Origin of the sequence: Ancylobacter koreensis, assembly GCF_023016525.1 — a bacterium.
Taxonomy (GTDB): Bacteria; Pseudomonadota; Alphaproteobacteria; order Rhizobiales; family Xanthobacteraceae; genus Ancylobacter; species Ancylobacter koreensis.
The window spans coordinates 331,606-356,225 of the sequence record NZ_JALKCG010000002.1 but is presented as its reverse complement, the minus strand read 5'-3'; the positions used below and the strand labels follow the sequence as shown (position 1 = coordinate 356,225).

General features: G+C 70.2%; 23 protein-coding genes and 1 other RNA gene. 10 read left to right on the top strand and 14 right to left on the bottom strand.

The features are described 5' to 3' along the window. Positions 1 to 6: 6 nt before the first annotated feature. Positions 7 to 951: a DMT family transporter gene (locus tag MWN33_RS08770; protein WP_247200103.1), complete on the bottom strand. Its 945-nt coding sequence runs from the start codon at positions 949 to 951 to the stop codon at positions 7 to 9. Between the two features lie 229 nt (positions 952 to 1,180). Here MWN33_RS08770 and MWN33_RS08765 point away from each other — a divergent pair, with 229 nt between their 5' ends. Beyond that, positions 1,181 to 1,927 (top strand): sulfite exporter TauE/SafE family protein, encoded by a 747-nt coding sequence (locus tag MWN33_RS08765; protein ID WP_247200102.1) that lies wholly within the window; start codon positions 1,181 to 1,183, stop codon positions 1,925 to 1,927. Positions 1,928 to 1,947: 20 nt separating this feature from the next. On the opposite strand, the gene MWN33_RS08760 is transcribed toward MWN33_RS08765, so the two are convergent. The 5 genes from MWN33_RS08760 to MWN33_RS08740 form a co-directional block, all read right to left on the bottom strand. After that, positions 1,948 to 2,694, bottom strand: coding sequence for a YebC/PmpR family DNA-binding transcriptional regulator (locus MWN33_RS08760; protein ID WP_247200101.1), 747 nt, complete (start codon positions 2,692 to 2,694; stop codon positions 1,948 to 1,950). Between the two features lie 111 nt (positions 2,695 to 2,805). Further along, complete coding sequence (locus MWN33_RS08755) at positions 2,806 to 3,621, bottom strand: TIGR00282 family metallophosphoesterase (protein WP_247200100.1); 816 nt, start codon at positions 3,619 to 3,621, stop codon at positions 2,806 to 2,808. 17 nt (positions 3,622 to 3,638) lie between these two features. Beyond that, positions 3,639 to 4,244: a 5-formyltetrahydrofolate cyclo-ligase gene (locus MWN33_RS08750; RefSeq protein WP_247200099.1), complete on the bottom strand. Its 606-nt coding sequence runs from the start codon at positions 4,242 to 4,244 to the stop codon at positions 3,639 to 3,641. Between the two features lie 9 nt (positions 4,245 to 4,253). Then, positions 4,254 to 4,410: non-coding RNA, 6S RNA (gene ssrS, locus MWN33_RS08745), on the bottom strand. 385 nt (positions 4,411 to 4,795) lie between these two features. Continuing rightward, positions 4,796 to 5,794 (bottom strand): NAD(P)H-quinone oxidoreductase, encoded by a 999-nt coding sequence (locus MWN33_RS08740; RefSeq protein ID WP_247200098.1) that lies wholly within the window; start codon positions 5,792 to 5,794, stop codon positions 4,796 to 4,798. A gap of 130 nt (positions 5,795 to 5,924) precedes the next feature. On the opposite strand from MWN33_RS08740, the gene MWN33_RS08735 reads away from it, so the two are divergent. Beyond that, on the top strand, positions 5,925 to 6,128 hold the full coding sequence (locus MWN33_RS08735) for a DUF1192 domain-containing protein (RefSeq protein WP_247200097.1): 204 nt from the start codon (positions 5,925 to 5,927) through the stop codon (positions 6,126 to 6,128). Between the two features lie 286 nt (positions 6,129 to 6,414). Continuing rightward, positions 6,415 to 6,945, top strand: coding sequence for a DUF1465 family protein (locus tag MWN33_RS08730; RefSeq protein ID WP_247200096.1), 531 nt, complete (start codon positions 6,415 to 6,417; stop codon positions 6,943 to 6,945). Positions 6,946 to 7,131: 186 nt separating this feature from the next. Here MWN33_RS08730 and rpmE read toward each other — a convergent pair whose 3' ends face one another. Continuing rightward, a complete protein-coding gene (rpmE, locus tag MWN33_RS08725; protein ID WP_247200095.1) occupies positions 7,132 to 7,356 on the bottom strand; it encodes a 50S ribosomal protein L31 in 225 nt (74 codons plus the stop codon). 102 nt (positions 7,357 to 7,458) lie between these two features. On the opposite strand from rpmE, the gene MWN33_RS08720 reads away from it, so the two are divergent. Next, positions 7,459 to 9,282, top strand: a complete 1,824-nt coding sequence (locus MWN33_RS08720) for an ABC transporter transmembrane domain-containing protein (RefSeq protein ID WP_247200094.1) — start codon at positions 7,459 to 7,461, stop codon at positions 9,280 to 9,282. An 82-nt stretch (positions 9,283 to 9,364) separates the two neighbouring features. Here the strand turns inward: MWN33_RS08720 and MWN33_RS08715 are convergent, their stop codons facing one another. From MWN33_RS08715 to MWN33_RS08690, 6 genes are all read right to left on the bottom strand, one after another. After that, positions 9,365 to 9,853, bottom strand: coding sequence for a GNAT family N-acetyltransferase (locus MWN33_RS08715; protein WP_247200093.1), 489 nt, complete (start codon positions 9,851 to 9,853; stop codon positions 9,365 to 9,367). A 10-nt stretch (positions 9,854 to 9,863) separates the two neighbouring features. Further along, on the bottom strand, positions 9,864 to 10,898 hold the full coding sequence (locus MWN33_RS08710; RefSeq protein WP_247200092.1) for a peptidoglycan -binding protein: 1,035 nt from the start codon (positions 10,896 to 10,898) through the stop codon (positions 9,864 to 9,866). Beyond that, the gene (locus MWN33_RS08705; protein ID WP_247200091.1) at positions 10,898 to 11,950 is read right to left on the bottom strand and encodes a flagellar motor protein MotA; all 1,053 of its coding nucleotides are present in this window, start codon (positions 11,948 to 11,950) and stop codon (positions 10,898 to 10,900) included. Before MWN33_RS08705 ends, MWN33_RS08710 begins: the two co-directional genes overlap by 1 nt. Positions 11,951 to 12,076: 126 nt before the next feature. After that, positions 12,077 to 12,865, bottom strand: coding sequence for an inositol monophosphatase family protein (locus MWN33_RS08700; RefSeq protein WP_247200090.1), 789 nt, complete (start codon positions 12,863 to 12,865; stop codon positions 12,077 to 12,079). 157 nt (positions 12,866 to 13,022) lie between these two features. Next, complete coding sequence (locus MWN33_RS08695; RefSeq protein WP_247200089.1) at positions 13,023 to 13,406, bottom strand: cell division protein ZapA; 384 nt, start codon at positions 13,404 to 13,406, stop codon at positions 13,023 to 13,025. An 18-nt stretch (positions 13,407 to 13,424) separates the two neighbouring features. Then, a complete protein-coding gene (locus tag MWN33_RS08690; protein WP_247200088.1) occupies positions 13,425 to 13,721 on the bottom strand; it encodes a DUF4164 domain-containing protein in 297 nt (98 codons plus the stop codon). Between the two features lie 361 nt (positions 13,722 to 14,082). Here MWN33_RS08690 and tkt point away from each other — a divergent pair, with 361 nt between their 5' ends. The 4 genes from tkt to MWN33_RS08670 all read left to right on the top strand — a co-directional run bounded on the left by tkt (position 14,083) and on the right by MWN33_RS08670 (position 19,670). Beyond that, the gene (gene tkt / locus MWN33_RS08685) at positions 14,083 to 16,077 is read left to right on the top strand and encodes a transketolase (protein ID WP_247200087.1); all 1,995 of its coding nucleotides are present in this window, start codon (positions 14,083 to 14,085) and stop codon (positions 16,075 to 16,077) included. A 158-nt stretch (positions 16,078 to 16,235) separates the two neighbouring features. After that, positions 16,236 to 17,243: a type I glyceraldehyde-3-phosphate dehydrogenase gene (gene gap, locus MWN33_RS08680; RefSeq protein WP_247200086.1), complete on the top strand. Its 1,008-nt coding sequence runs from the start codon at positions 16,236 to 16,238 to the stop codon at positions 17,241 to 17,243. A gap of 77 nt (positions 17,244 to 17,320) precedes the next feature. Then, entirely contained in the window at positions 17,321 to 18,520 is a 1,200-nt protein-coding gene (locus MWN33_RS08675) for a phosphoglycerate kinase (protein ID WP_247200085.1), read from the top strand. Between the two features lie 127 nt (positions 18,521 to 18,647). Continuing rightward, positions 18,648 to 19,670: a class I fructose-bisphosphate aldolase gene (locus tag MWN33_RS08670; RefSeq protein WP_247200084.1), complete on the top strand. Its 1,023-nt coding sequence runs from the start codon at positions 18,648 to 18,650 to the stop codon at positions 19,668 to 19,670. Between the two features lie 132 nt (positions 19,671 to 19,802). Here the strand turns inward: MWN33_RS08670 and MWN33_RS08665 are convergent, their stop codons facing one another. Beyond that, positions 19,803 to 22,361 (bottom strand): cytidine deaminase, encoded by a 2,559-nt coding sequence (locus MWN33_RS08665; protein WP_247200083.1) that lies wholly within the window; start codon positions 22,359 to 22,361, stop codon positions 19,803 to 19,805. A 326-nt stretch (positions 22,362 to 22,687) separates the two neighbouring features. Between MWN33_RS08665 and MWN33_RS08660 the strand changes: the two genes are divergently transcribed. Further along, the gene (locus MWN33_RS08660; protein WP_247200082.1) at positions 22,688 to 23,335 is read left to right on the top strand and encodes a thiamine phosphate synthase; all 648 of its coding nucleotides are present in this window, start codon (positions 22,688 to 22,690) and stop codon (positions 23,333 to 23,335) included. Further along, on the top strand, positions 23,335 to 24,360 hold the full coding sequence (locus MWN33_RS08655) for a tetratricopeptide repeat protein (protein WP_247200081.1): 1,026 nt from the start codon (positions 23,335 to 23,337) through the stop codon (positions 24,358 to 24,360). The genes MWN33_RS08660 and MWN33_RS08655 overlap by 1 nt, the downstream gene beginning before the upstream one ends. Positions 24,361 to 24,620: the final 260 nt, after the last annotated feature.

Genomic DNA, 24,620 nt, shown 5'->3' with positions numbered 1-24,620 from the left:
GGGGAGTTAACCCGCCTTCGACGCCGGCGAGAACGCCCCGCTCGCCAGCGCGACGCCGATGCCGGTGGCGGCGACGCCGATGAGCGCGGGCATGTCGGGGTGCTCGCCGAGCACCGGCACCGCGATCAGCGCCGCCAGCGCCGGCACCAGCCCGGTGAAGGCCGCCGCCCGCGAGGGGCCGAGGCGCTCGATGGCCATGATGAAGGCGACCAGCGCGACGACGCCCGACAGCAGGCCCTGCATCACCAGTTGCAGCAGCACCTCGCGGCCATAGCCGTCCGACACGGCGTGGATCACGCCGGGCAGGCCGGTCGGGGTGAGGATGATGATCGACCACAGGCCGATCAGCCCGACCAGCTCCGTCGGCCTCATCCCGGTGCGGCGGAAGGCGATGGTGTTGCCCGCCCACATGGCGGCTCCCGTGACCAGCAGGAGGTGGCCGCGCCACGCGCCGTCCTCCGGGAACAGGATGCCCCGGCCGCCGAGCGTGAGCACGCCGAGCGCGATGCACGCGAAGCCGGCGCCGCGCAGCCAGCCGAGGCGTTCGCGCAGGAACAGCACCGAGATCGCCGCCACGATCAGCGGCATGGTGCCCGGCAGCAGCGGCCCGACATCGGCCGCCGGCACGAAGCGCATGGCGTTGCCGACCACGAGGAAGAAGATCGCTCCCGCGCCGAGGAAGGAGAACAGGAACGGCACCAGCGCGCGCCTGGGATAGAATCCCACGCGCCACCAGGCGGGCGCCAGGACGAGCGCGGGGACGACGAAGCGCAGCCAGCCCACCGTCTGCGGCGGCAGGTGGCCGTGCACGGCATGGCGGGTGGAGACGATCCAGCCGCCCCAGATGGAGACGGCGAGCAGGGCGCAGGCGATCCCGACCGCCCGGTCGGAGAAGAACGGGGCGGCCGCGATGCGCGCCTTGCCGGCGGCGGGAGAGACGGGCTTGTCCATGACGGTTTCCGGCCGCGCGGGGCGGCGAACGAGGAAGGCGCCGTTCACGGCAAAGCCGGCGGCGCGAGTTACCCTGAATGTGGCGTGCACGATGTTTGGGCGCAAATGAGTTTTGCGAATAGCCACGTTCAGCAAACCCGATCGTCGCGCTCCCCTGCCGGCGTTGACGCCGTGCCGGCACGGGCCTAGGTGTCGCGGGCGGCGACGTTCGCTGCGCCCACGGTTTCCCATGTCCTACGATCCGGCCCTCGTCTGGGCCTTCCTCACCGCGCTCATCGCCGGCGTCACCCGCGGCTTTTCCGGCTTCGGCGGGGCGCTCATCTTCGTGCCGCTGGTCTCGGCCGCCTTCGGGCCGAAGGTCGCCGCGCCCACGCTCCTCGTCATCGACACCGTGCTCACTTTGCCCTTCCTGCTGCGGGCGCTGCGCGCCTGCCTGTGGCGGCAGGTGGCCCCGCTCGCCGTCGGCGCCGTGGTGGCGGTGCCGGCCGGCGTCTGGGTGCTGGAGCACATGGAGCCGCTCGTGCTGCGCTGGGCGCTGGCGGTGCTGAGCCTCGGCCTGCTGGCGCTGCTGATGTCCGGCTGGCGCCATTCCGGCCGGCACGGCCTGCCGACGACGCTCGGGGTGGGCGCCATCGCCGGCTTCTGCGGCGGCGCGGCGCAGATGTCCGGTCCCGCCGTGGTGGTCTACTGGCTCGGCGCCGGCCAGCCCTCGGCGCTGGTGCGCGCCAACCTGTTCGGCTTCTTCGCGCTGGTGACGCTGGCGAGCGGCACCGCCTATGCCGCGCACGGCATGATCGACGCCGAGGTCGGCCGGCTGTCGCTGCTGCTCGGCCCGGCCTATGCGCTGGGCCTCTATGCCGGCGCGCGCTCCTTCAAGGGCGCTTCGGACAAGGCCTACCGCATTGCCGCCTACTGGGTGATCGCCGGCGCCGCGCTGTTCAGCCTGCCGCTGTTCGACGCGCTGCTGGGACGCTGACGCCGGCCGAGGCCTTCGCCTCAGTCGCCCATCTTGGCGAGGAAGGCGTCGGACAGCTCGAAATTGGCGTAGACGTTCTGCACGTCGTCATTGTCGTTCAGGTTGTCGACGAGGCGCACCAGCTTCTCCGCCACCTCGTCGTCGACTGCCACGTTGTTCTGCGGGCGCCAGACGAGGCCGGACTTCCTCGGCTCGCCGAACTTGGCTTCCAGCGCGCGGGCGACCTCGTGCAGGTTCTCCACCGAGCACACCACCTCATGGCCGTTCTCGTCGGAAGACACGTCGTCGGCGCCGGCGTCGATGGCGGCTTCCAGCATGTCGTCGGCCGAGGCCTTGGCGGCGTCGAACTCGACGGTGCCGATGCGGTCGAACATGAAGGACACCGCGCCGGTCTCGGCCAGCGAGCCGCCCGACTTGGTGAAGTAGGAGCGCACTTCGGAAGCCGTGCGGTTGCGGTTGTCGGTCAGCGCCTCGACGATGACGGCGACGCCGCCGGGGCCGTAGCCCTCGTAGCGGATCTCGTCATAGTTCTCCGCGTCGCCGCCCAGCGCCTTCTTGACGGCGCGGTCGATATTGTCCTTGGGCATGTTCTCGGCGCGGGCCGCGAGGATGGCGGCGCGCAGGCGCGGGTTCATGTTCGGGTCGGGCAGGCCAAGCTTGGCGGCGACGGTGATTTCACGCGCCAGCTTGGAGAACAGCTTGGAGCGCACCGCGTCCTGCTTGCCCTTGCGGTGCATGATGTTCTTGAACTGCGAATGCCCGGCCATCGCCGCCTCCACGTCGCGCCGGCGGCCGCTGCCGCACCGGCGTATCCCGGTCTCGAAAAGCAAAGAATGCGCGGCTTATAGGCGAGAGCCCCCACGCGCGTAAAGCGGGCGCTACCAGAAGGCCGGCACCGCCTCTTCCAATGCCCCGCCGAGGCGCACCGGCGCCACCCGTACCGCATGGCCGGAAGCGTCCGTCTCCACCGCGAGGCCCGACAGCGTGCCCTCGCCCGCCGCCGGCTCGAAACGCTGCGAGCCGATGCGACGGGTGAAGCGGCGTAGCGGCTCCTCCTTGTCCATGCCGATCACCCCGTCATAGCTGCCGCACATGCCGACATCGGTCATATAGGCGGTGCCGCCCGGCAGGATGCGGTGATCGGCGGTCGGCACATGGGTATGGGTGCCGACGACGAGGCTCGCGCGCCCGTCGCACCAGTGGCCGAAGGCCTGCTTCTCGCTGGTGGTCTCGGCGTGGAAATCGACGATGGCGGCATCGGCCACCTGCCCCAGCGGGGCGGCGTCCAACTCGCGGTCGATGGCGGCGAAGGGATCGTCCAGCGGGTCCATGAAGATGCGGCCCATCATGTTCACGACCAGCACCTGCGCGCCGCCGCGCGCCTCCACCAGCGCCGCGCCGCGCCCCGGCGTGCCGGGCGGGTAATTGGCGGGACGCACGAGGCGCGGCGCGCGCTCGATGAACACCAGCGCCTCGCGCTGGTCGAAGGAATGGTTGCCGAGCGTCACCGCGTCGGCGCCGGCCTCCAGGAATTCCTCGTAGATGGCCTCGGTGATGCCGAAGCCGCCGGCGGCGTTCTCGCCGTTCACCACGACGAAATCGAGCGCCCACGCCCCGCGCAGCCGGGGCAGATGCTGGGCCACCGCCTGCCGGCCGGGCCGGCCCACCACGTCACCAAGAAAAAGCAGGCGCATCTATCACTCTCCGCACGTCACTCCTCCGCCGGCCGGATGATACCCCCATCCGTCGCGATGGCGTCCAGCCGCTCGTCATGGGGCTCGTCGGGCACGGCGGGAAGCTCCTGCACGGCGAAGGCGTAGCCAACGGCCTCGATGCGCTTCACCCGGCGCAGCAGGGCCAGCGTGCGGTCGTAGAAGCCGGCGCCGTAGCCGAGCCGGTGGCCGCGCGCGTCGAAGCCGGCGAGCGGCACCACCAGCACGTCCGGCGTCACGGCGGGCGCGCCCTCCGGCGGGGCGGGAATGGCGAAGCGGCCCGGCCCGCGTGAGGGCTCAAGCGCGACGCCCGGCTCCCACAGGCGGAACATCAGCGGCTTGCCGGGCTCCAGCACCACGGGAAGCGCCACCTGCGCGCCGCCCGCCCGCAGACGCTCCACCAGCGGCGCGGTGGCGATCTCGGAGCCGATCGGCGCGAAGACGGAGACCACCTCGCCGCACACCTCGCCGAGCCATTCCATCGCATGGCCGGCGGCAATCTCGGCCGCCGCTGCCCGCGCCTCGGGCGTCAGCGCGTTGCGCCGGGCGAGCGCCTCGCCGCGCAATCCGGCCTTGTCGGTGGGGGGAAGAGGACACTGGGGCATGATGATGAGTGCGGAGCCACAATGGCCGTTGGAGGATCGATCCCGGGAACCTACAACGTAGGTGGGCGCCGTGTGTCCAAGCCCAGGGGCAAGGTCAGGGACAGCTCCCTTTGAGATCGATAAGGCCCCGGGGAATATGTTCTCCTGACGAACCTTGCAGCCCCGCGTGACAAATCTAGGACGAGGCGGGCCGGAATTAAAGAGGGGCGGCGCGCGTGGCACGGCGGGTTCCACCGAATTGATCGGCAGGCCTCCCCGTTTCAGACGTCATCCCGGCCGAAGCGAGAGCCGGGATCGCCTCTCGATCGGCCTGCTGGCCCAGGAGTCGTTCGCTGGATCCCGGCTCTGCGCTTCGGCTGCGCCGTCGCTTGGCCGGGAAACCGAAAGCGCGCTTCCCGCACAAACCGCACCGGCCCGAGAGGCTGGCTCCGTGTCCCGGACAAGCTGCGCCACGCGCGGCGCCGATCCGGGACCCAGCAAAAACTCTTCGGCTTTTCTCCACGCGCTCTCAAGCCGCCTGCCCACCACCGGCGAACGACGACTGAAGCCCCTCACCCCACGCTGAGCATGATCTTGCCGATATGCGCGCTGCTCTCCATGCGCGCATGCGCCTCGCTCGCCTTCTCCAGCGGGAAGGTCTGATCCATGACCGGCTTCACCGTGCCGGCCTCGATCAGCGGCCAGACCTTCTCGCGCAGCGCGGCGGCAATGAGGGCCTTCTCGCCCTTGGGGCGCGAGCGCAGCGTCGAGCCCATATGCGAGAGGCGCTTCAGCATCAGGCGCATATAGTCGATCTGCACCTTCGAGCCTTCCATGAAGGCGATCTGCACGATGCGCCCCTGCGGCGCGGCGGCCTCGTAATTGCGCGCGATATAGGAGCCGCCGACCATGTCGAGGATGACGTTCACCCCCTTGCCGGTCTTCTCCTTGATGATCGCGACGAAATCCTCGTTCTTGTAGTCGACCGCGACATCCGCCCCGAGCTCGCGGCACACCGCGCATTTCTCCGCGCTGCCGGCGGTGGTGAACACGCTGGCGCCGAACGCCTTGGCGAGCTGGATCGCCGTGGTGCCGATGCCCGAAGTCCCGCCATGCACGAGAAAGCTCTCGCCCGCCTTCAGCCCGGCGAGGTCGAACACATTGGTCCAGACGGTGAAGAAGGTCTCCGGCAGCGCCGCCGCCTCGATCATCGAGAGCCCCGCCGGTACCGGCAGCGCCGCACCGGCGTCCGCGAGACAATATTGCGCATAGCCACCACCGGAGACCAGCGCACACACCCTGTCGCCGATCTTCCATGAGCCCGCGTCCTCGCCGAGCGCGACGACCTCGCCGGAGATCTCGAGGCCCGGAATGTCGGAGGCGCCGGGCGGCGGGGGGTAATAGCCCTTGCGCTGCATCACGTCCGGCCGGTTCACGCCTGCCGCCGCGACCTTGACGAGGATTTCGCCTTTGCCCGGCACCGGTACCGGCCGCTGCTCGGGAACCAGCGCCTCGGGCCCGCCGGGGGTCGGCAGGCCGATGGCGGTCATGGTGGCGGGAAGCTCGGTCATGGCGTCGTCCTCGTCCTGTCGAATGCCCGCCCGTCCTAGGTCAAGCCGCCCCGGCTGGCAACCGGCCCGGCCGGGCATTAGATTGGAAGGGCGCGCAGGCGTTTGGCGCGCGGCAGTGACGGAGTGTGCCATGGCGATCGACGACGACATCTTCCCCTCGGCCGGCGTGAAGAAAGCGCCCGCCCATGAGGTCGGCGCCGACCTCTCGGCGCTGTCGGAGACCGAGATCGAGGAGCGCATCGCGCATCTGTCCGCCGAGATCGAGCGGCTCAAGGTGGCTCTGAGCCGCAAGCGGGCCTCGCGCGCGGCGGCGGAGGACTTCTTCAAGCGCTGAAACCGGCGCGAATTTACCGCCGATTAAGCTTTCCGAACTATTACTGGCGTCGGTCCAGTTTTGACCGCGAGTGGCTTCTGTCCACTCTGTTTGACGCATCCCTGTCTACACTTTTCGAGCCGCCTCCGGGCGGCTCTTTTTTCATCCCCGCTATCCAGTGCCGCGCGGCGGCCTGCCCACTGGACAGCACGCCCGCGCTGCGCGACAGGCTTGGGGAGGATAGACTTCGGGACAACAGGTTTCGCATCGCGCGGCTTTGTCGCGCGGGAAGGCGTCAGGTCGAGCGATGGGCAGTGTGCGGGAAGGGTGCGAGGCGGGGCAGGACGGGGCCGGCGAGGCGATCCCGCTCGCCGGGCGGCGCCTCGCCTCGCCCGCCTTCGCCGCGCTGTTCCGGCAGGGCATGGACCTCGTCGACGAGGCCGCCGCCTATCTCGACGGCGAGGGCCGCGCCGCCAGCCGCACGCTCTCGCGCGGCGCGCTGCACGCCTATGCCCAGCAGAGCATGCGGCTGTCCACCCGGCTGATGCAGCTCGCCTCCTGGCTGCTGCTGCGCCGCGCCGTCGCCGAGGGCGAGATGAACGAGGCGACCGCGCGCCGCGAGGCGCAGAAGATCGACCTCATCGGCGCCCCGCGCGACATGGACCATGAATCGCTGCTGCCCGAGCCGCTGCTCGACCTCGTCTTGCGCAGCCATGAGCTGCAGCGGCAGCTCCGCCAGATCGACGCGACGCTGGCCGCCCCCGCGCCCGACGCGGTGCGACCGAATGCCGTCGCCGGCCAGCTCGGGCAGCTGCGCCGCGCGTTCGAGGGTCGCTGACGCAGAGTCCCGCACGCAGAGTCCCTGACGTCCCGGACCGCTCACACCGCCCACCCATCCCGATACCGCAACATGATGGCACGCAAACGAAAACCCTCGCGCCGGACGAACCGCCGCGAGGGTTGATGTCGTCAGGCCGCAAGGCCCTCGTGAGGCGCGACGCGCAGGCCCGGCAGGGCCCGCCGGTCAGGCCTTGAGGAAGCCCGCGAACTTCTTCTGGAACTTGGACACGCGGCCCGCGCGGTCGAGCAGCTGGCCGGAGCCGCCGGTCCAGGCCGGGTGCGAGGTCGGATCGATATCGAGCTGGAGGACGTCGCCCTCCTTGCCCCAGGTCGTCCGGGTCGTGTACTCGGTGCCGTCCGTCATCACCACCTTCACGAAGTGGTAGTCGGGATGGATGTTGCTCTTCATGGGTAGCATCCTCAGCCGCCGCACGGCCGGCCCCTTTCGGGAGCCACGCGGCGATCTACAAAACGATCCTGCCGGAAATCCGAGCGGCTCTATAACCGAGACATGAACGTGACACAAGCCGCCTACCGTCCTTCCGAGAGCCTTCCCACCGTCGCGTCCCGCCGCCCGCGCCTGTCGCCGCTGATGGCGCTGTGGCCGCACATCCGGCGCTACCGCGCCCGCGCCGCCGCCGCACTGGTCGCGCTGGTGGTGGCCGCCATCGCCACGCTGGTCGTGCCGGTCGCGGTGCGCCGGATGATCGATTTCGGCTTCGACGAAAGCCATGCCGGCTTCATCGACCGCTATTTCGGCGTCATGATCGGCGTGGTGGCGGTGCTCGCCATTGCCTCCTCGGCGCGCTACTACCTCGTGATGACGCTGGGCGAGCGCATCGTGGCGGATCTGCGCGCGCAGGTTTTCGCCCATGTGCTCACCCTGGACGGCGGCTTCTACGACACCGCCAAGTCGGGCGAGCTGATCTCGCGGCTGACCGCCGACACCACACAGATCAAGTCGGCGGTGGGCGCCTCCGCCTCCATCGCGCTGCGCAACCTCGTGCTGTTCTTCGGCGCGGCGGTGATGATGGTGGTGACGAGCCCCTGGCTGTCCACCGCCCTCCTTGTCGTCATCCCGGTCATCGTCGCCGTGCTGATCGGTGCCGGGCGCGGCGTGCGCAAGCGCTCGCGCGGCGCGCAGGACACGCTGGCGGAAGCCTCCGCCTATGCCGCCGAGGCCATCGGTGCGGTGCGCACGCTGCAGGCCAACACCGCCGAGGCCGCCGCCTCCGCCCGCTTCGGCGGCGAGGTCGAGCACGCCTTCAATGCGGCGAGCGATGCCGTGCGGGCGCGCGCCTGGCTCACCGGCTTCGGCATCTTCCTCGTCTTCGCCAGCGTGGTCGGCATCCTGTGGGCGGGCGCCAATGCGGTGCTTGCCGGCACGATGAGCGCCGGCACGCTCGGCCAGTTCGTGCTCTACGCCGTGCTGGCGGCGAGCGGGCTCGGCCAGCTCGGCGAGGTGTGGGGCGAAATCTCTCAGGCCGCCGGCGCCACCGAGCGCATCGCCGAACTGCTCGCGGAAAAGCCGGGCGTCGGCCGTCCCGTCGATCCCGACGCCCTGCCCGAGCCGCCGCGCGGCGAGGTCGCCTTCGAGAATGTGGTCTTCGCCTATCCCACCCGCCCCGGCACGGCAGCGCTGGCAGGGGTGAGCCTGCGGGTCGCGCCGGGCGAGCGCGTGGCCGTGGTCGGCCCTTCGGGCGCGGGCAAGAGCACGCTGTTCCAGCTCCTGCTGCGCTTCTACGATCCCGCCTCCGGCCGCGTCACGGTGGACGGGGTGGACATCGCCCGCGCCGACCCGGAGGCGGTGCGCGCGCGCATCGCGCTGGTGCCGCAGGACGTCGCCATCTTCGCCGCCACCATCCGCGAGAATATCCGCCTCGGACGCCCCGACGCCACCGATGCGGAGGTCGAGGAGGCCGGCCGGCTCGCGCGCGCCGACGAGTTCGTCGCCCGCCTGCCGGAGGGCTGGGAGACGGCGGTGGGCGAGCGCGGCGTGACGCTTTCGGGCGGCCAGCGCCAGCGCATCGCCATCGCCCGCGCGATCCTGCGCCGCGCCCCGATCCTGCTGCTCGACGAGGCGACCTCGGCGCTCGACGCCGAGAGCGAGACGCTGGTGCAGCAGGCGCTCGATCTCTCCATGCAGGGGCGCACGACGCTGGTCATCGCGCACCGGCTCGCCACCGTGCTTTCGGCCGACCGCATCCTCGTCATGGACGGCGGCTATGTGGTGGAGGAAGGCACCCATGACAGCCTTGTCGCGCAAGGCGGCCTCTACGCCCGCCTCGCCGCACTGCAGTTCGGGGAAACGAATCGGAGCGAAGCGGCCGGCTAGGATCGCGTGCCTGTGGGAGGGCGTGGAAGGCGGTCCCTGACCGGCCCTGCGGGCCGTCCGGGATGACGGGCGGGCGGGCGGATCATCCCCCCGCGCGTTCCATCCTGAGCGTCGGGCGGCCGGAGGTGGGGTTGACGCCGTGGCCGGTGACGGTGAAGCCGGCCTTCTCGTAGAAGCGCACGGCGCGTTCGTTCTGCTCGTTGACGTCGAGCGCCAGCCGCGCCGGCGAATGGGCGGCGGCGGAGGCGATCAGCCGGTGCGCCACGCCCGCCCCCCAATGGTCGGGATGCACGACGAGCTGGTCGATATAGCCGGTGCGCGGGTCGACCGAGACGAAGCCGAGCAGCCGGGGCGCGGCATCCCCCTCGTCTGGTCTCACTTCAGGCAGAGCCACCTCGATCACCGCGCCCTCGTCGATGAGCGTGCCTATGCGGTGGCACAGCCAGCCGCGCCGGGCCTCGAAGTCGATCTCGGGAATGGTCTCCTGCCATGCCTCGACCCACAGGTCGGTCATGGCCGGCATGCGGCTCCAGTCGAAGCGCGCGAGCACGGCAGGCAGGGGGTCGGTCATCGCCGTTGCGTCATCTCTCGGTGAGCTTGAGCTCGATGCGGCGGTTGCGGGCGCGCGCGTCGTCACCCTCGCCCGGGTCTATCGGCTGGTACTCCCCGAATCCTGCGGCGACAAGGTGCTGCGGCGATACGCCCTTCTGCGCGAGATAGGTCACGACGGCGATGGAGCGCGCCGCCGACAGCTCCCAGTTCGACGGGAATTGCGGCGTCGAGATCGGCCGGTTGTCGGTGTGCCCGTCGACGCGCAGCACCCAGGCGAGATCGGTCGGTATCTCCTTTTCGAGCTGCACCAGCGCGCTGGCGAGCTTGTCGAGCGCCGACATGGCGTCCGGCCGGATCACCGCCGAGGCGGGATCGAAGAAGATCTCCGACTGGAACACGAAGCGGTCGCCGACCACCCGCACGTCGGGGCGGTCGCCGAGGATGGCGCGCAGCCGGCCGAAGAATTCCGAGCGGTAGCGGGTCAGCTCCTGCACGCGCTGCGCCAGCGCGACGTTGAGCCGGCGCCCGAGATCGGCAAGGCGCGCCTGGCTTTCCTTGTCCTTCTGCTCGGTGATCGACAGCGCCTCCTCCAACGCCGCGATCTGTCGGCGCAGGGCGGCGATCTGCTGGTTGAGGATGGCGATCTGCGCGGCCGCCTGCGCGGCGGCGTCCTGCTCGTTGCCAAGCTCGCGAGCGAGCGCGGTGGCGCGCTGCTTGGCCTCGGCCATGTCCTCGGGCGTGGCGGTCGAGGTCGCCGCCTCGCGCAGCAGGTCGCGCTCCTGTTCGAGCTGGAGAAGGCTGGCGCGCAGCGCGCCCATCTGGCTCTCGGATTCGGCGTCGTTGGCGCGCTCCAGCGCCAAGAGGTCGGTAAGCTCGCGGATCTGCGCCTGCAGCCGCGCCATGGCGTCGTCCTTCGAGCCGATTTCCTGCGTCAGCACGAACTGGGCGAGCACGAAGACCGACAGCAGGAAGACGAAAACCAGCAGCAGGGTCGACAGCGCGTCGACGAAGCCGGGCCAGTAGTCGATGGTGCGTTCGCCGCGCCGGGCGCGTCCGAGGGCCATCAGGCGCGCTCGCGGTCGGACTGCTCGGCAATGCGTTCGAGCAGTTTCTTGATGTCACGCTGCTGCTCGGCCTGCGCCTCCACCCAGTCGCGCACCATCTGCTGCTCGCTGCGCATGTGCTGCACGAGCCCCTGAAGGCTCTCGGCCAGATGCGCCATCGCCGTCGTCACCCGCTGCGAACCCGCCTCGGTCATGGTGCGGTCGAGCCGGGCGATGGCCTGCGTCAGGTCGGCGAGGTCGACGCCGGGCGTGGGCAGCGCAAAGGGCGCGGCGGGGCCCTGCACGCTGAGCCCCGGCCGGACCGGGGCAGGGGCCGGAGGGCGCGCCGCCTCGTGGCCGAGATCCTCAACGGTGGTCGACAGCCAGTCTTCGAGGTCGATGTAGAAGCGGTTCTGCGCCTGCCCGGCCTGGAGGTCGAGGAAGCCGAGCACCAGCGAGCCGGCAAGGCCGAACAGCGAGGAGGAGAAGGCGATGCCCATGCCGCCCAGCGGCGCGGCGAGGCCGGTCTTCATGGCGTCGAGCACCGAGGCCGATTCCGGCCCGACATCGAGCGAGCCGATCACCCGGCCGATCGAACTCACCGTGTCGAGCAGGCCCCAGAAGGTGCCGAGCAAGCCGAGGAAGACGAGCAGGCCGGTGAGGTAACGCAGCAGGTCGCGGGCCTCGTCGAGGCGGGTGCCGATCGATTCGAGGATGCCGCGCATCGTCGCCTGCGAGATCGCCATGCGTCCGACGCGGTCGCCGAGCAGCGAGGCCATCGGCGCCAGCAGCACGGGCGCGCGCGGCACCTCGATGCCCGGATCGGCGACGCGGAAGCCGTTCACCCATTCCACCTCGGGGACGAGGCGCACCACCTGGCGGAAGGCGAAGACGACGCCGACGAAGAGAACGCCGAAGATGACGCCGTTGAGACCGGGATTGTTCAGGAAGGCCCGCCAGATCGCCTCGTGCAGAACCGAGGCGAGCGCCACGCAGAGCAGCACGAAGACGAACATCCGCACGATAAAGATGCGGGGCGATGACAATTTATGAATCGAATCCGTCGCGCTCATGCCGATGGCGGTCCCTGCGAGCGGCGGCAATAGGGTCAAGGAACCGCTCTTCGGGCCGGACTATGCCACAGACCGACGGAAATGGAACGTATCACGGCCCGCGGCCGGGCCGCTGTCGAGGTACCTTCAGGCCTTGGGCAGCAGCGCCAGAAGGTCGCGGCGCACCGTCTCGTTGCCGACGATGATGTCGCCCTTGGCCAGCATCTTGTCGCCGCCGTCGAGATCGCAGACATAGCCGCCCGCCTCGCGCACCAGCACGATGCCCGCCGCCATGTCCCACGGGCTCAGCCCGCGCTCCCAGAAAGCGTCGAAGCGGCCGGCCGCCACCCAGGCGAGATCGAGCGCCGCCGAGCCGGTGCGGCGCAGGCCCGCCACCTTCGGCGCCACGGCGGCATATTCCCGCCCGAACTGGCCGAAATCGCCGCGCCCCATATGCGGCATGCCGCAGCATACCACGCTGTCGGCGAGGCTGCGCCGGGCGGCGACGCGGATGCGCCGGTCGTTCATGAAGGCGCCGGCGCCCTTCTCGGCGATGAACAGCTCGTCGGTGACGGGATTGTAGATGACGCCGGCCACCGGCACGCCGTCGCGCGCCAGCGCGAGCGAGACGCAGAACAGCGGAATGCCGTGCAGAAAGTTCGTGGTGCCGTCGAGCGGGTCGATGATCCAGCGGTGGCTCTCGTCGGCCCCGTCGATCTCGCCGCTCTCCTCCATGATGAAGCCAAAGCTCGGTCGCGCCTTGGCAAGTTCCTCCTGGAGGATGCGCTCGGCCTTGCGGTCGGCGTTGGAGACGAAGTTGGCCGGGCCCTTCAGCGAGACCTGCAGGTTCTCGACCTCCCCGAAATCGCGCACCAGGGAGCGACCGGCCTTGCGGACGGCCTGGACCATGACGGTCATCAGGGGAGAACGGATCATGTCAACTTCCAGATTCGACGCGGATCAGGCCGGGCGTATCCCGCCGGCACATGCCGCCCGTCAGGCGGGCTTTACGGGCGAAGCGCTCCTGTGCGCCGTGAGGCCGGCGGCGTCAAGTCCGCAGCTTACCGGAGGCGTCCCTTGCGGCACCCCCGCCTCAGCCCATGCCGACGCCGCCGGAGGGGCTGGTGCCGAGGCCGCGGGCGAGGCGCTCCAGCCGCTCGGCGGCGGAGACCACCGCGCCGGCTACCAGCGTCTGCGTCTCCTCCAGCCGCTGCACCGCCGCCCCGCGCGCCGCGCGCTCGCTGGCGGCCTCCTGCTCGGCCGCGCGCAGGCGCCGGCGGGCCTCGCTCAGCTCGTCGGCGATGGTGATGGCGGCCATGATGCCGAGGCGCTGGTCGCCGATCTCGCCGAAGGCTTCGCGCAGCTGGTCGATGCGCGCGTCGACCTCCTCGCCCAGCCCGGCCAGATGCTCCTCCTGCCCGTCGTCGCAGGCCATGCGATAGGCGCGCCCGCCGATGCTGATCGTCACATAGGCCATGTCCCCTCCCCTCCCGCGTCAGCGCTCATGCGCGGCGAGCACCGCGCGGATGGTTTCCATGGCGCTGCCGAGCCGGCGCGCCACCTCGTCATTGGCGCTCTCCAGCCGTTCGGCGCGGGCCTGCGCGCCGTCCAGCGCGTCGGCGAGGCGCGAGCGGTCGGCGCCGAGCACATGGAGTTGCTGCGCGAGGGCGGCCTCCTGCCGCTCGACCTCCAGCCGCCGCTCGATGGCCGCTTCCAGCGCCTCGACCGCACCCTCGAAGCGCCGCAGCGCCCCTTCCAACGTGCTCGCTTCGCCCCCAGCCGGCGGGTTCATGGCGTCTCCGTTCCCCGCGACAGGACCGCAGCCCCGTCGCCAACTCACTCTGGCCGCGTCGTTTCGGCCAACCCGTTCGGGCGACGTGATTCCGGCATCGCGATTCCGGCAATATTGAGCCTGCGCCGCAACGGAGCGTCAACCGGCGAACCCGACCGGCCCCGCAGGCTGTGCATTCGGCTGTCTTTGACACGACAGCGGGCGGTGCTATCACTCCCGCGCCCTTTGTCCGCAGGCTGAGAAGGCCGGCCCCGGGAGCATCGCCGCCCGGAGCGCTGCCGCGACCACCACACGCGACCCCGAACGACACACCGCGACCGCACCGCCACCAACGCAATTCCCCTCGGAGACATTCGTCCTCATGTCGAACCGCGAGAAGCATGATCGCATGGCCAATGCCATCCGGGCCCTGGCCATGGATGCCGTCGAGGCCGCCAATTCCGGCCATCCCGGCATGCCGATGGGCATGGCCGACGTCGCCACCGTGCTGTTCGGCAAGGTGCTGAAATACGATCCCACCGACCCGCACTGGCCGGACCGCGACCGCTTCATCCTGTCGGCCGGCCACGGCTCGATGCTGATCTATTCGCTGCTCTATCTCACCGGCTACGAGGGCATGACCCTCGACGACATCAAGAATTTCCGCCAGCTCGGCTCGCGGACCCCCGGCCACCCGGAATATGGCCACACGGTCGGCATCGAGACCACGACCGGCCCGCTCGGCCAGGGCCTCGCCAACTCGGTCGGCTTCGCGCTCGGCGAGCGCATGCTGGCGGCCCAGTTCGGCGCCGATCTGGTCGATCACCACACCTATGTCATCTGCGGCGACGGCTGCCTGATGGAAGGCATCTCGGAGGAGGCGATCGAGATCGCCGGCCGCCAGAAGCTCAACAAGCTGATCGTGCTGTGGGACGACAACCACATCACCATCGACGGCTCGACCGCGCTCTCGGTCGCCACCGACCAGCTCGCCCGCTTCGAGGCCTCGGGCTGGAACGCCACCCGCATCGACGGCCATGACCCCGACGCCATCCTCGCCGCGCTGGAGCGCGCCAAGACCAGCGACAAGCCCTCGCTGATCGCCTGCCACACCACCATCGGCTACGGCGCGCCCAACAAGGGCGGCACCAACGGCGTGCACGGCGCCCCGCTCGGCGCCGCCGAGATCGCCGCCGCCCGCGCCTTCCTGAACTGGGAATACGATCCCTTCGTCATCCCCAGCGACGCGCTCGACGCCTGGCGCCTCGCCGGCCTGCGCTCGCGCCAGGCCCACAAAAGCTGGAACGAGCGCTTCAAGGCCACCGACATGGAGAAGCGCGCCGAGTTCGACCGCCGCGTGCGCGGCGAACTGCCGTCCAAGCTCGGCGAGACCATCGCCGGCGTGATCGCCAAGGCGCGCGCGGACGGCGGCGCGATCGCCACCCGCAAGTCCTCCGAGATCGTGCTGGAAGCGCTGACGGCGGCGCTGCCGGAGATGGTGGGCGGCTCGGCCGACCTCACCCACTCCAACAACACCAAGACCAAGGCCACCTCGGTCTATGTCGAGCCGCCGGCCTATGACGGGCGCTACATCAACTGGGGCATCCGCGAACACGGCATGGCGGCCGGCATGAACGGCATCGCCCTGCATGGCGGCTTCATCCCCTATGGCGGCACCTTCCTGGTGTTCTCCGACTATTGCCGCCCCTCGATCCGCCTCGCGGCGCTGATGGGCGTGCGCGTCACCTACGTGTTCACCCACGATTCCATCGGCGTGGGCGAGGACGGGCCGACGCACCAGCCGGTCGAGCAGATCGCCGCGCTGCGCGCCATCCCGAACCTGCTCGTCTTCCGCCCCTGCGACACGGTGGAGACGGCCGAGGCGTGGAAGCTGGCGCTGGAGCACAAGACCGGCCCGAGCGTGCTGGCGCTGACCCGCCAGAACCTGCCGCTGCTGCGCACCGACGACGGCGACCAGCGCTGCCTGACCGCGCGCGGCGCCTATGAGCTGGTGCCGGCCTCCGACGAGGCGCAGGTCTCGCTCTTCGCTTCCGGCTCGGAGGTCTCGCTGGCGGTGAAGGCGCGCGAGACGCTGGAAGCCCAGGGCGTGCCGACCCGCATCGTCTCCGTGCCCTGCTTCGAGCTGTTCCTGAACCAGCCGGAGGAGAGCCGCCGGCAGGTGGTCGGCAAGGCGCCGGTGAAGATCGCCATCGAAGCGGCGATCCGCCAGGGTTGGGACGCCATTGTCGGCTCGGACGCCGCCTTCGTGGGCATGACCGGCTTCGGCGCCTCCGGCCCGGCGCCGGAAGTGTTCGCGCATTTCGGCATCACGCCGGAAGCGGTGGTCGCGACGGCCCTCAGCCGACTGCAGCGCTGAGCCGTTTCGCGGGCAAGCCATGCGGCTGGCGCATGCAAAATGCGCCAGCCCTGCCCGAAGGTCGCAGCGTCAAAAGTGCGACTGGTGTCGCAACGTCCGCCGCGCTATGAGGCCCACGCGCGGATCGTGATGAGATAGCTCACCTGGGGAAAAAACGCATGACGCTCAAGGTTGCCATCAACGGCTTCGGTCGCATCGGCCGCAACGTGCTGCGGGCCATCGTGGAATCGGGTCGCACGGACATCGAGGTCGTCGCCATCAACGATCTCGGCCCGGTCGAAACCAATGCGCATCTGTTCCGCTTCGACAGCGTGCACGGCCGCTTCAATGGCACCGTGACCGTCGATGGCGACACCATCGATGTGGGTCGCGGCCCGATCAAGGTGACCGCGGTGCGCAACCCGGCCGAGCTGCCGCATGGCGCGCTCGGGGTCGACATCGCGCTTGAGTGCACCGGCATCTTCACCGCCCGCGACAAGGCCGCCGCGCACCTGACCGCCGGCGCCAAGCGCGTGCTGGTCTCGGCTCCGGCCGAAGGCGCCGACCTGACGGTCGTTTACGGCGTGAATCATGACAAGCTGACGAAGGACCACCTCGTCGTCTCCAACGCCTCGTGCACCACCAACTGCCTCGCGCCGGTGGCCAAGGTGCTGAACGACGCCGTCGGCATCGACCATGGCTTCATGACGACGATCCACTCCTACACCGGCGACCAGCCCACGCTGGACACCATGCACAAGGACCTCTACCGCGCCCGCGCTGCGGCGCTGTCGATGATCCCGACCACCACGGGCGCGGCGAAGGCGGTCGGCCTCGTGCTGCCGGAACTCGCCGGCAAGCTCGACGGCACATCGATCCGCGTGCCGACGCCGAACGTCTCGGTCGTCGACTTCAAGTTCGTCGCCAGGAAGAAGGTGACGAAGGACGAGATCAACGAGGCGATCAAGGCCGCCGCGAGCGGGCCGCTCAAGGGCATCCTCGGCACCACCGACCAGCCCAACGTCTCGACCGACTTCAACCACGACCCGCATTCCTCGATCTTCCACCTCGACCAGACCAAGGTGCTGGAAGGCAACTTCGTCCGCGTGCTGTCATGGTACGACAATGAATGGGGCTTCTCGAACCGCATGTCCGACACCGCGGTCGCCCTCGGCAAGCTGATCTGACCTCCGGCCCGGCCGGGCCTTCCGCCAAGAAGGTCCGGCCGTTTCGTATCAAGATCAACAAACCAGGGAGAAGACCCATGGGCGAGGAATCCGCCTTCCGCACGCTCGACGACGCCGATGTCGCGGGCAAGCGCGTGCTCGTGCGCGTCGACCTCAACGTGCCGGTGGACGCCGGCAAGGTCACCGACGACACCCGCATCCAGGCCGTGCTGCCGACCATCCGCGAAATCGCCGACAAGGGGGGCCGCGTCGTCCTGCTGGCCCATTTCGGCCGCCCCAAGGGCGAGGACCCGGCGCTGTCGCTGGCCCCCATCGCCGGAGAGGTTGCGAGCCGGCTCGGCAAGCCCGTCGCCTTCGCGCCCGCCACCATCGGCCCGGTGGCCGAAGCGGCCGTCGCGAAGCTGAACGACGGCGACGTGCTGCTGCTGGAGAACACCCGCTTCGACACGCGGGAAGAGAAGAACGACCCGGACTTCGTTGCGGCGCTGGCCGGCCTCGGCGACCTCTATGTCAATGACGCCTTCGCCACCGCCCACCGCGCCCATGCCTCGACCGAAGGCCTCGCGCACAAGCTGCCCGCGTTTGCCGGCCGCTGCATGCAGGAGGAGATCGAGGCGCTGGCAAAGGCGCTGGAAAAGCCGCAGCGCCCGGTGCTCGCCGTCGTCGGCGGCGCCAAGGTGTCCTCCAAGCTGGAACTGCTCGGCAATCTCGTCGCCAAGGTCGACATTCTCGTCATCGGCGGCGGCATGGCCAACACCTTCCTCGCCGCCCAGGGCAAGGATGTCGGCAAGTCGCTGTGCGAGCATGATCTGAAGGGCACCGCTCTGGAGATCCTCGACAAGGCGAAGGCTGTCGGCTGCGAGATCGTGCTGCCGTCCGACGCGCTGGTCGCCACCGAGTTCAAGGCGCACGCACCCCATCGCGTCGCCCCGGTCGACGAGGTGAAGCCGGACGAGATGATCCTCGACGCCGGCCCGGCCACCATCACCCATGTCATCGCCCGGTTGCGGACCGCGAAGACGGTGGTGTGGAACGGCCCGTTCGGCGCCTTCGAGCTGCCGCCCTTCGACACGGCGACGGTCGCGGTGGCGGTGGCGGCGGCGGAACTCACCGACGCCGGCGGGCTTCTGTCCGTGGCGGGCGGCGGCGACACGGTGGCGGCACTCAACCACGCTGGCGTGGCCGGCCGCTTCACCTATGTGTCGACGGCGGGCGGTGCCTTCCTCGAATGGTTAGAGGGCAAGGCGCTGCCGGGCGTCGAGGCGCTGCGGCGTTAACAAGAACGCCCGGATGGCGGGTCCCGACCCTCGGGATTTCGGCGTCCGGGTGCTAACATCTGATCGTCCGGCCCCGCGTTCGATCCGGCCGCGGTGCCGCGCGGTTCGTTTTGCGCGGGAGAGAGAGATGACGGCAAGCCTCGAAGAGGTAGCGTACAAGCTGGCGGCGGGCGGCAAGGGCATTCTGGCCGCGGACGAGAGTTCCAGCACGATCAAGAGGCGCTTCGACGCCATCGGCGTCGAATCCACCTTCGAGAACCGCCGCGACTATCGCGAGATGCTGTTCCGCTCGGAGGCGATGTCGCAGTACATCTCCGGCGTCATCCTCTTCGACGAGACCATCCGCCAGAACGCCAAGGACGGCACCCCGCTGGTCAAGCTGATCGAGGATGCTGGCTCCATCCCCGGCATCAAGGTGGACCTCGGCGCGCGCCCGCAGCCCGGCTGCCCCGGCGAGACGATCACCGAGGGCCTCGACGGCCTCGGCGAGCGCTTCAAGGAATATTACGACCTCGGCGCCCGCTTCGCGAAGTGGCGTGCGGTCATCGACATCGGCAGCCACATCCCCAGCTACACCTCGGTCCTCGCCAATGCGCAGGCGCTCGCCCGCTACGCGGCGCTGGCGCAGGCGGCCAACATCGTGCCGATCGTCGAGCCGGAAGTGCTGATGGACGGCGACCACGACATCGACCGCTGCTACGAGGTCACGGAGTGGGTGCTGAAGGAGGTCTTCCAGCAGCTCTTCTACGCCCGCGTGAAGCTTGAGAGCACGGTGCTCAAGCCCAACATGGTGATCGCCGGCAAGAAGTCGCAGAAGCAGGCGTCCGTCACTGAGGTCGCCGAGAAGACCGTGCGCCTGCTCAAGAACACGGCGCCCGCCGCGATCCCGAGCGTCGCCTTCCTCTCCGGCGGCCAGTCGGACGAGGAGGCCACCGCCCATCTCGACGCCATGATCCGCCTCGGCGGCCTGCCGTGGAACCTCACCTTCTCCTACGGCCGCGCGCTTCAGGCGGCGCCGCAGAAGGCGTGGTCCGGCAAGACCGAGAACATCGCGGCCGGCCAGGCGGCGTTCACCCACCGCGCAAAGATGAACTATCTCGCCGCCCTGGGTCAGTGGACGCCCGAGATCGAGGCCAAAAAGGCCGCGTGACGCGACCCGCCTCTTTTCAAGGATCAAAACGCCGCCCGCGAGGGCGGCGTCTTTGTTTTCGAGGATGAAGGCTGGCACGAAAACGCCGCCCCGAAGGGCGGCGCTCGTGTTTCACGGGTGAAAGGCGCCGGGTCAGCGGCGGCCGAAGCCGCCGCCGCCGAAGCCGTGGAAGCCACCGCCGCCGAAGCCGCCACCGAAATGGTCGCCCCCGAAGCCGCCACCATAGCCACCGAAGCGATCGCCGCCGCCATAGCCGCCGAAACCGCCATAGCCCCCCGCGCGGGCGAAGCTGTCGGCGCGCTGGTTGCCCCAGTCCTGGAACTGGCGCTGCTGGTCCAGCCGGCCGATCTGGTCGGCATTGGTGTCGGCCTTCCATCCGTCGGTCGACTGGTGCTGCCAGCCATTATTGGCGTCGTACTGGTGGATGCTGCCGTCGTGGTCCGTGTAGACGTTGCCGTTGTTCCACGCCACCGCATTGCCGGTCTTGGCGTTGCCGGCGATGCCACGGCTGTCGGCGCTGATATGGCCGTCATTATCGACCACGCCGGTCTGCGAGGCATGGCCGATGCCGGTGGTCGGGTTGTAGCCCGCCGATTCGCGGCCCGCCGCGTAATTGCCGGTATAGGCGTTGCCCTCGATGCCGGCGCGGGCCTCGCCATGGGCCCCCGTATAGGGGTTGAAGAACGCCGCCGAGCGGCCGGCGGCGTAATTGCCGGTCCACGGGTTGAAGGCGGCGGCGGAACGCCCGGCGAAGTCGGTGCCCCAGCCGGTCACGCCATGGATCGAATTGGCGCCCCAGGCGGTGCCCCACGGGCCGACGCCCCAGGCATGGTCCCAGGTCGCCGCGCCGCCCCAGGCGCCGTAGATGTTGGTCTGGTTGATGTTGACGCCGGCCCACGGGCCGTACCACGGACCCGGACGCCAGTAGGGACCCCACCAGGGATACATGGCGCCCCAGCCGAAGGCGGCGTCGTAGCCGAAGGCGAAGCCCGTGGTCCAGGCGAAGGCGGCGTCATAACCGTAGGTGGCCGGGCAGCCATACCAGTAGGCGCCGATATAGCCGACGCAGTTGTAGCCGGTGCCGTAGACCACCGTGCCGCCCGGCGCGATGACGACGCCCATATAGCCCGGCGTGTAGCCGACCGTGACGACGTCCGCCGTCGAGGCGTAGACGCGCACATAGGTCACGTAATGCAGCGGCGAGGAGACCGGGATGGTGTAGATCGCGTCCGGCACCACGTCGGCGACGATCCACGGGCCGGTCGGCGTGCCGGAGACGAACCACGCGCCCTGGAACAGCGCGTAGTAGCGCGTGGCGTCGAGCTGGATCACCGGCGTGCGGGTGTTCACGGCGGAACTCAGGATGGTGCCCTTGATCGGCTCGAACTTGGGCGCGCCCCCGTCATACTGGATGGTGAGCTGGGTATCGCGCTTGATGCTCGCCGTCTGCGGCACGGTGGCGGCGATGGCCGCCTCCTTCGCCTGCGGCGTGCCGGGTACCGACACCAGCGCGTTGGAGGCCGGATCGGTCGGCGAGATCTTCGCGAAGCCGGCCGGCAGGCTGGTGCCCGGCACGAAGCTCCACGGCCCGGCGAAGCCCGCCGCGCGGAACCAGCGGCCGGAGATCAGCACGTAATACTGGTTGCTGTCGGGATCGAGGATGATCGCGTGATCGGCATTGCTCACCCGCAGCAGCGCGGTGCCGCCCACCGGCGTCATCTGCGGCGCGCCGGCGGTGATGACGAGCTCGGTCGGCGTCGTCGAGACAATGAGCGCCGGCGGCGTCGCCGGCTTCTGGCCGTTGGCCGGCAGCATGGTCTGTGCCGGCTCCTCATAGGTCGCGGTGCTGCCGGCCGCCTCCAGCGACGGGTCGGGCTGCGCCGTGACGGTCCACGGCCCTTCGACGGCGGGGGCCTGATACCAGGTGCCGGCGGCCTGCACATGATAGAGGCCGGCGGCGTCGACCAGCATCAGCGGCTGCGTGTTGACGACGCGCTGGAAGACCTGCACGCCGTTGATCGGGCGCGGCGCCGGCTTGCCGGCCACCAGCACGAGCAGCGTCGGCGTCTGGGCGAAGACGATGCGCGGCGGCGTGTTCTCCACCGGCTGGGTCATTTCCTTGTCGAGCTGCCTGGTCGCGGCATAGCTCGTCATCAGGTGGTCGAGCGCGAAGGTCATGCCCTGCGGCGAGATGCGCGACTGCAGCGTGCTCAGCAGCAGCGTGTCCTGCGTCGGGTCGGTCGGCACGTCGACCGAGGTGATGCGGATATTGCTGAGCTGGGCGAGTTTGGAAGGCTTGTCGACCGCCACCCGCGCGGTGAAGCGGGCGAGGCCATAGGTCGGCCCGGCGGCGGGCGTGGTCGACGCGCCGCCGGAAGCGCCGTCGGCCGGCTTCGGCCCGATGGCGATGGCGGCGCGGCCGGAGAGCTGGTCGCCGTTCCACTGCTCGATCAGCGGCTGGTAGACCTGCAGCAGCTTGTCGCCGAGGTCGAAGCTGCGCGGCCAGGCCAGCGCCGGCGGCAGGGCGGTGGACGTGCCGGCGGTGGCCGTTCCCGCCGTGGCGGCGGGCGCCGCCGGCTGCTGGGCGAGCGCGGGCGGGATGAGCGCGGGCGGGATGAGCGCGGGCGGGATGAGCGCGGGAGCGGCGATCACGGCGGCGGCGAAGGCGAGGCGATGAGGACGAAGACGCATGTTTCCCCCAACAGGCGGTGGCGGGCGTCGACGAACCGCGCCCTGCGGCACCGGGCGAACCAATAGCACCGCGACATGACCGCGATAAGCCGCGGCCCGTTCGCGAATTGGCGAGCAGCGCATCCTTGCCCTAAAATGTTACCGCATTGCGGCAAGGACCCATGGAGAGCGGCGCTGGACCGCCGGCGCTCCGGCGCGCTAGACAGGTTCGGCCCGCCGTGCTTTCGCCGCCATCCTGCGGAATGGCTTGGCGAAGCGGCCGCCCGCCATTGCGCAGGCACCCGGCGGCAGGCTTTCTTCGCTCGACGTCACAACGCTGGACCCCCATGGCTCGCACACCGGCCCGACCCGCTCCCGAACCCGAACGCGCGGCGCCCCGTCTCTATCTGCTGCTGCCCCCGGCCGGGACACCGGAAGAAGTCGCCGCGCAGGCCGAGGCGCTGACGGCCGCCGGCCGTGCGCTGGACATCGCCGCCGTGCTGGTCCGGCCCGGGGCCGCCGCCGCGCTCCAGCCCATCGTCGCGGCCACCCACGCCATTGGCGCCGCCTGCCTCGTCGAGAACAATGTGGCACTGGCCGAGAGCGTCGGTGCCGACGGCGCCCATCTCGACGGCCCCACCGCGCTGAAGGGCGCTTTGCCGGCGCTGCGCCCGCATGGCATTGCCGGCGCCGGCGCGCTGCGCAGCAAGCACGACGCCATGACGGCGGCAGAAACGGGCGCCGATTATGTGATGTTCGGTGAGCCGGACGCCGGCGGGCGCCGTCCGCCCTTCGAGGCGACGCTGGAGCGCACCGAATGGTGGGCCCAGCTTTTCGAGCCGCCCTGCGTCGCCTATGCCCGCGCGCTGGAAGAGGTCGACGCGCTGGCGGAGGCCGGTGCCGACTTCATCGCCGTCGACGGTCTGGTGCTCGATTCTCCCGTCGAGGGCGCGCAGGCACTCGCCGCGCGGCTCGCCGCTCTCGGGGCCGACTGATGCCGGCCGTGCGTCTCGCCCCGGTACCCGTCCTCTCCCTCGTGCTGGCGGGTGTCGTCGCGCTGGCGAGCGGGCCTGCTTCTGCACAGCCGGCGAACGGCGCCAAACCGGGCGCGGCCAAGCCCGCGACTGCCCGACCGGCCGCCGCCAGGCCAGGCGCCAAGACGCCGGCGACGGTGGCGGACCCGGCCTATGCCGCCTACCAGATCGGCCATTACAAGACCGCGCTCGACCTCGCCATCGAGCGCGCCAACGCCAAGGACGATCCGGTCTCCATGGTGCTGGCGGCCGAGCTCCTCTCGCAGGGCTACGGCGTGCGGCAGGACGCGGCGGCGGCGCACAAATGGTACGAAGCCGCTGCGGCGAAGGGCAATGGCGACGCCCTGTTCACCCTCGGCTCGGTGTTGATGGACGGCCAGGCGGTGACCTCGCGCGATCAGGCGGTGGACTATTTCCGCCGCTCGGCCGAGGCCGGCAACATGCGAGCCGCCTATAATCTCGGCCTCATCTACCTCCAGGGCGAGGTCGCGCCGAAGGAACCGGCCATCGCCGCCGAGTGGTTCCAGCGCGCCGCCGACCGCGACCAGCCGGACGCGCTCTACGCGCTGGCGACGCTCTATCGCGACGGCAACGGCGTGGCCCGCGACCCGATCGAATCCGCCCGCCTGCTCCAGCGCGCCAGCCTCTTGGGCAATGCGGTCGCCACCACCGAACTCGCCATCCTCGTCTTCAACGGCAACGGCCTGCCGAAGGACGAGGCGCGCGCGGCCGGCATGTTCCGCGAGGCGGCGCTGGCCGGCAACGCCATCGCCCAGAACCGCTATGCGCGCATCCTCTCGGCCGGGCGCGGCGCGCCCAAGGACCTCGTGGCCGCCGCCGCCTGGCATCTCAACGCCAAGGCGCAGAAGCTCGACGACCCTGTGCTCGACAAGATGGTGGCCGAGCTGACGCCGGAGCAGCGCGCGCAGGCCGAGGCCCGGGTGAAGTCGTGGACACCGAACATTCCCACCACCCTGCCCTACTAGCTTTCAAGGACCGGTCCTCCCGGCATACCCGGGAATCAGCGCCGCAACGTCAGGCCGCACATGCCTGATGGCGCGGCGGAATTACCAGGCTTGCGGGGCGTCGGTGCGGCGCGGGCGCCCCTTGCCGCCGGGCGGGTGCGTCGGTCCAAATAACGACCCAATTCCAGCCGATTAGCTTGGCGTGCGGGCGGCAGTTGCGGAAATCCGCCGGCCGTCGCCGTGTCTGCCTTTCGCGCGGCGCCTTGCCCCGGCCGCCGTGC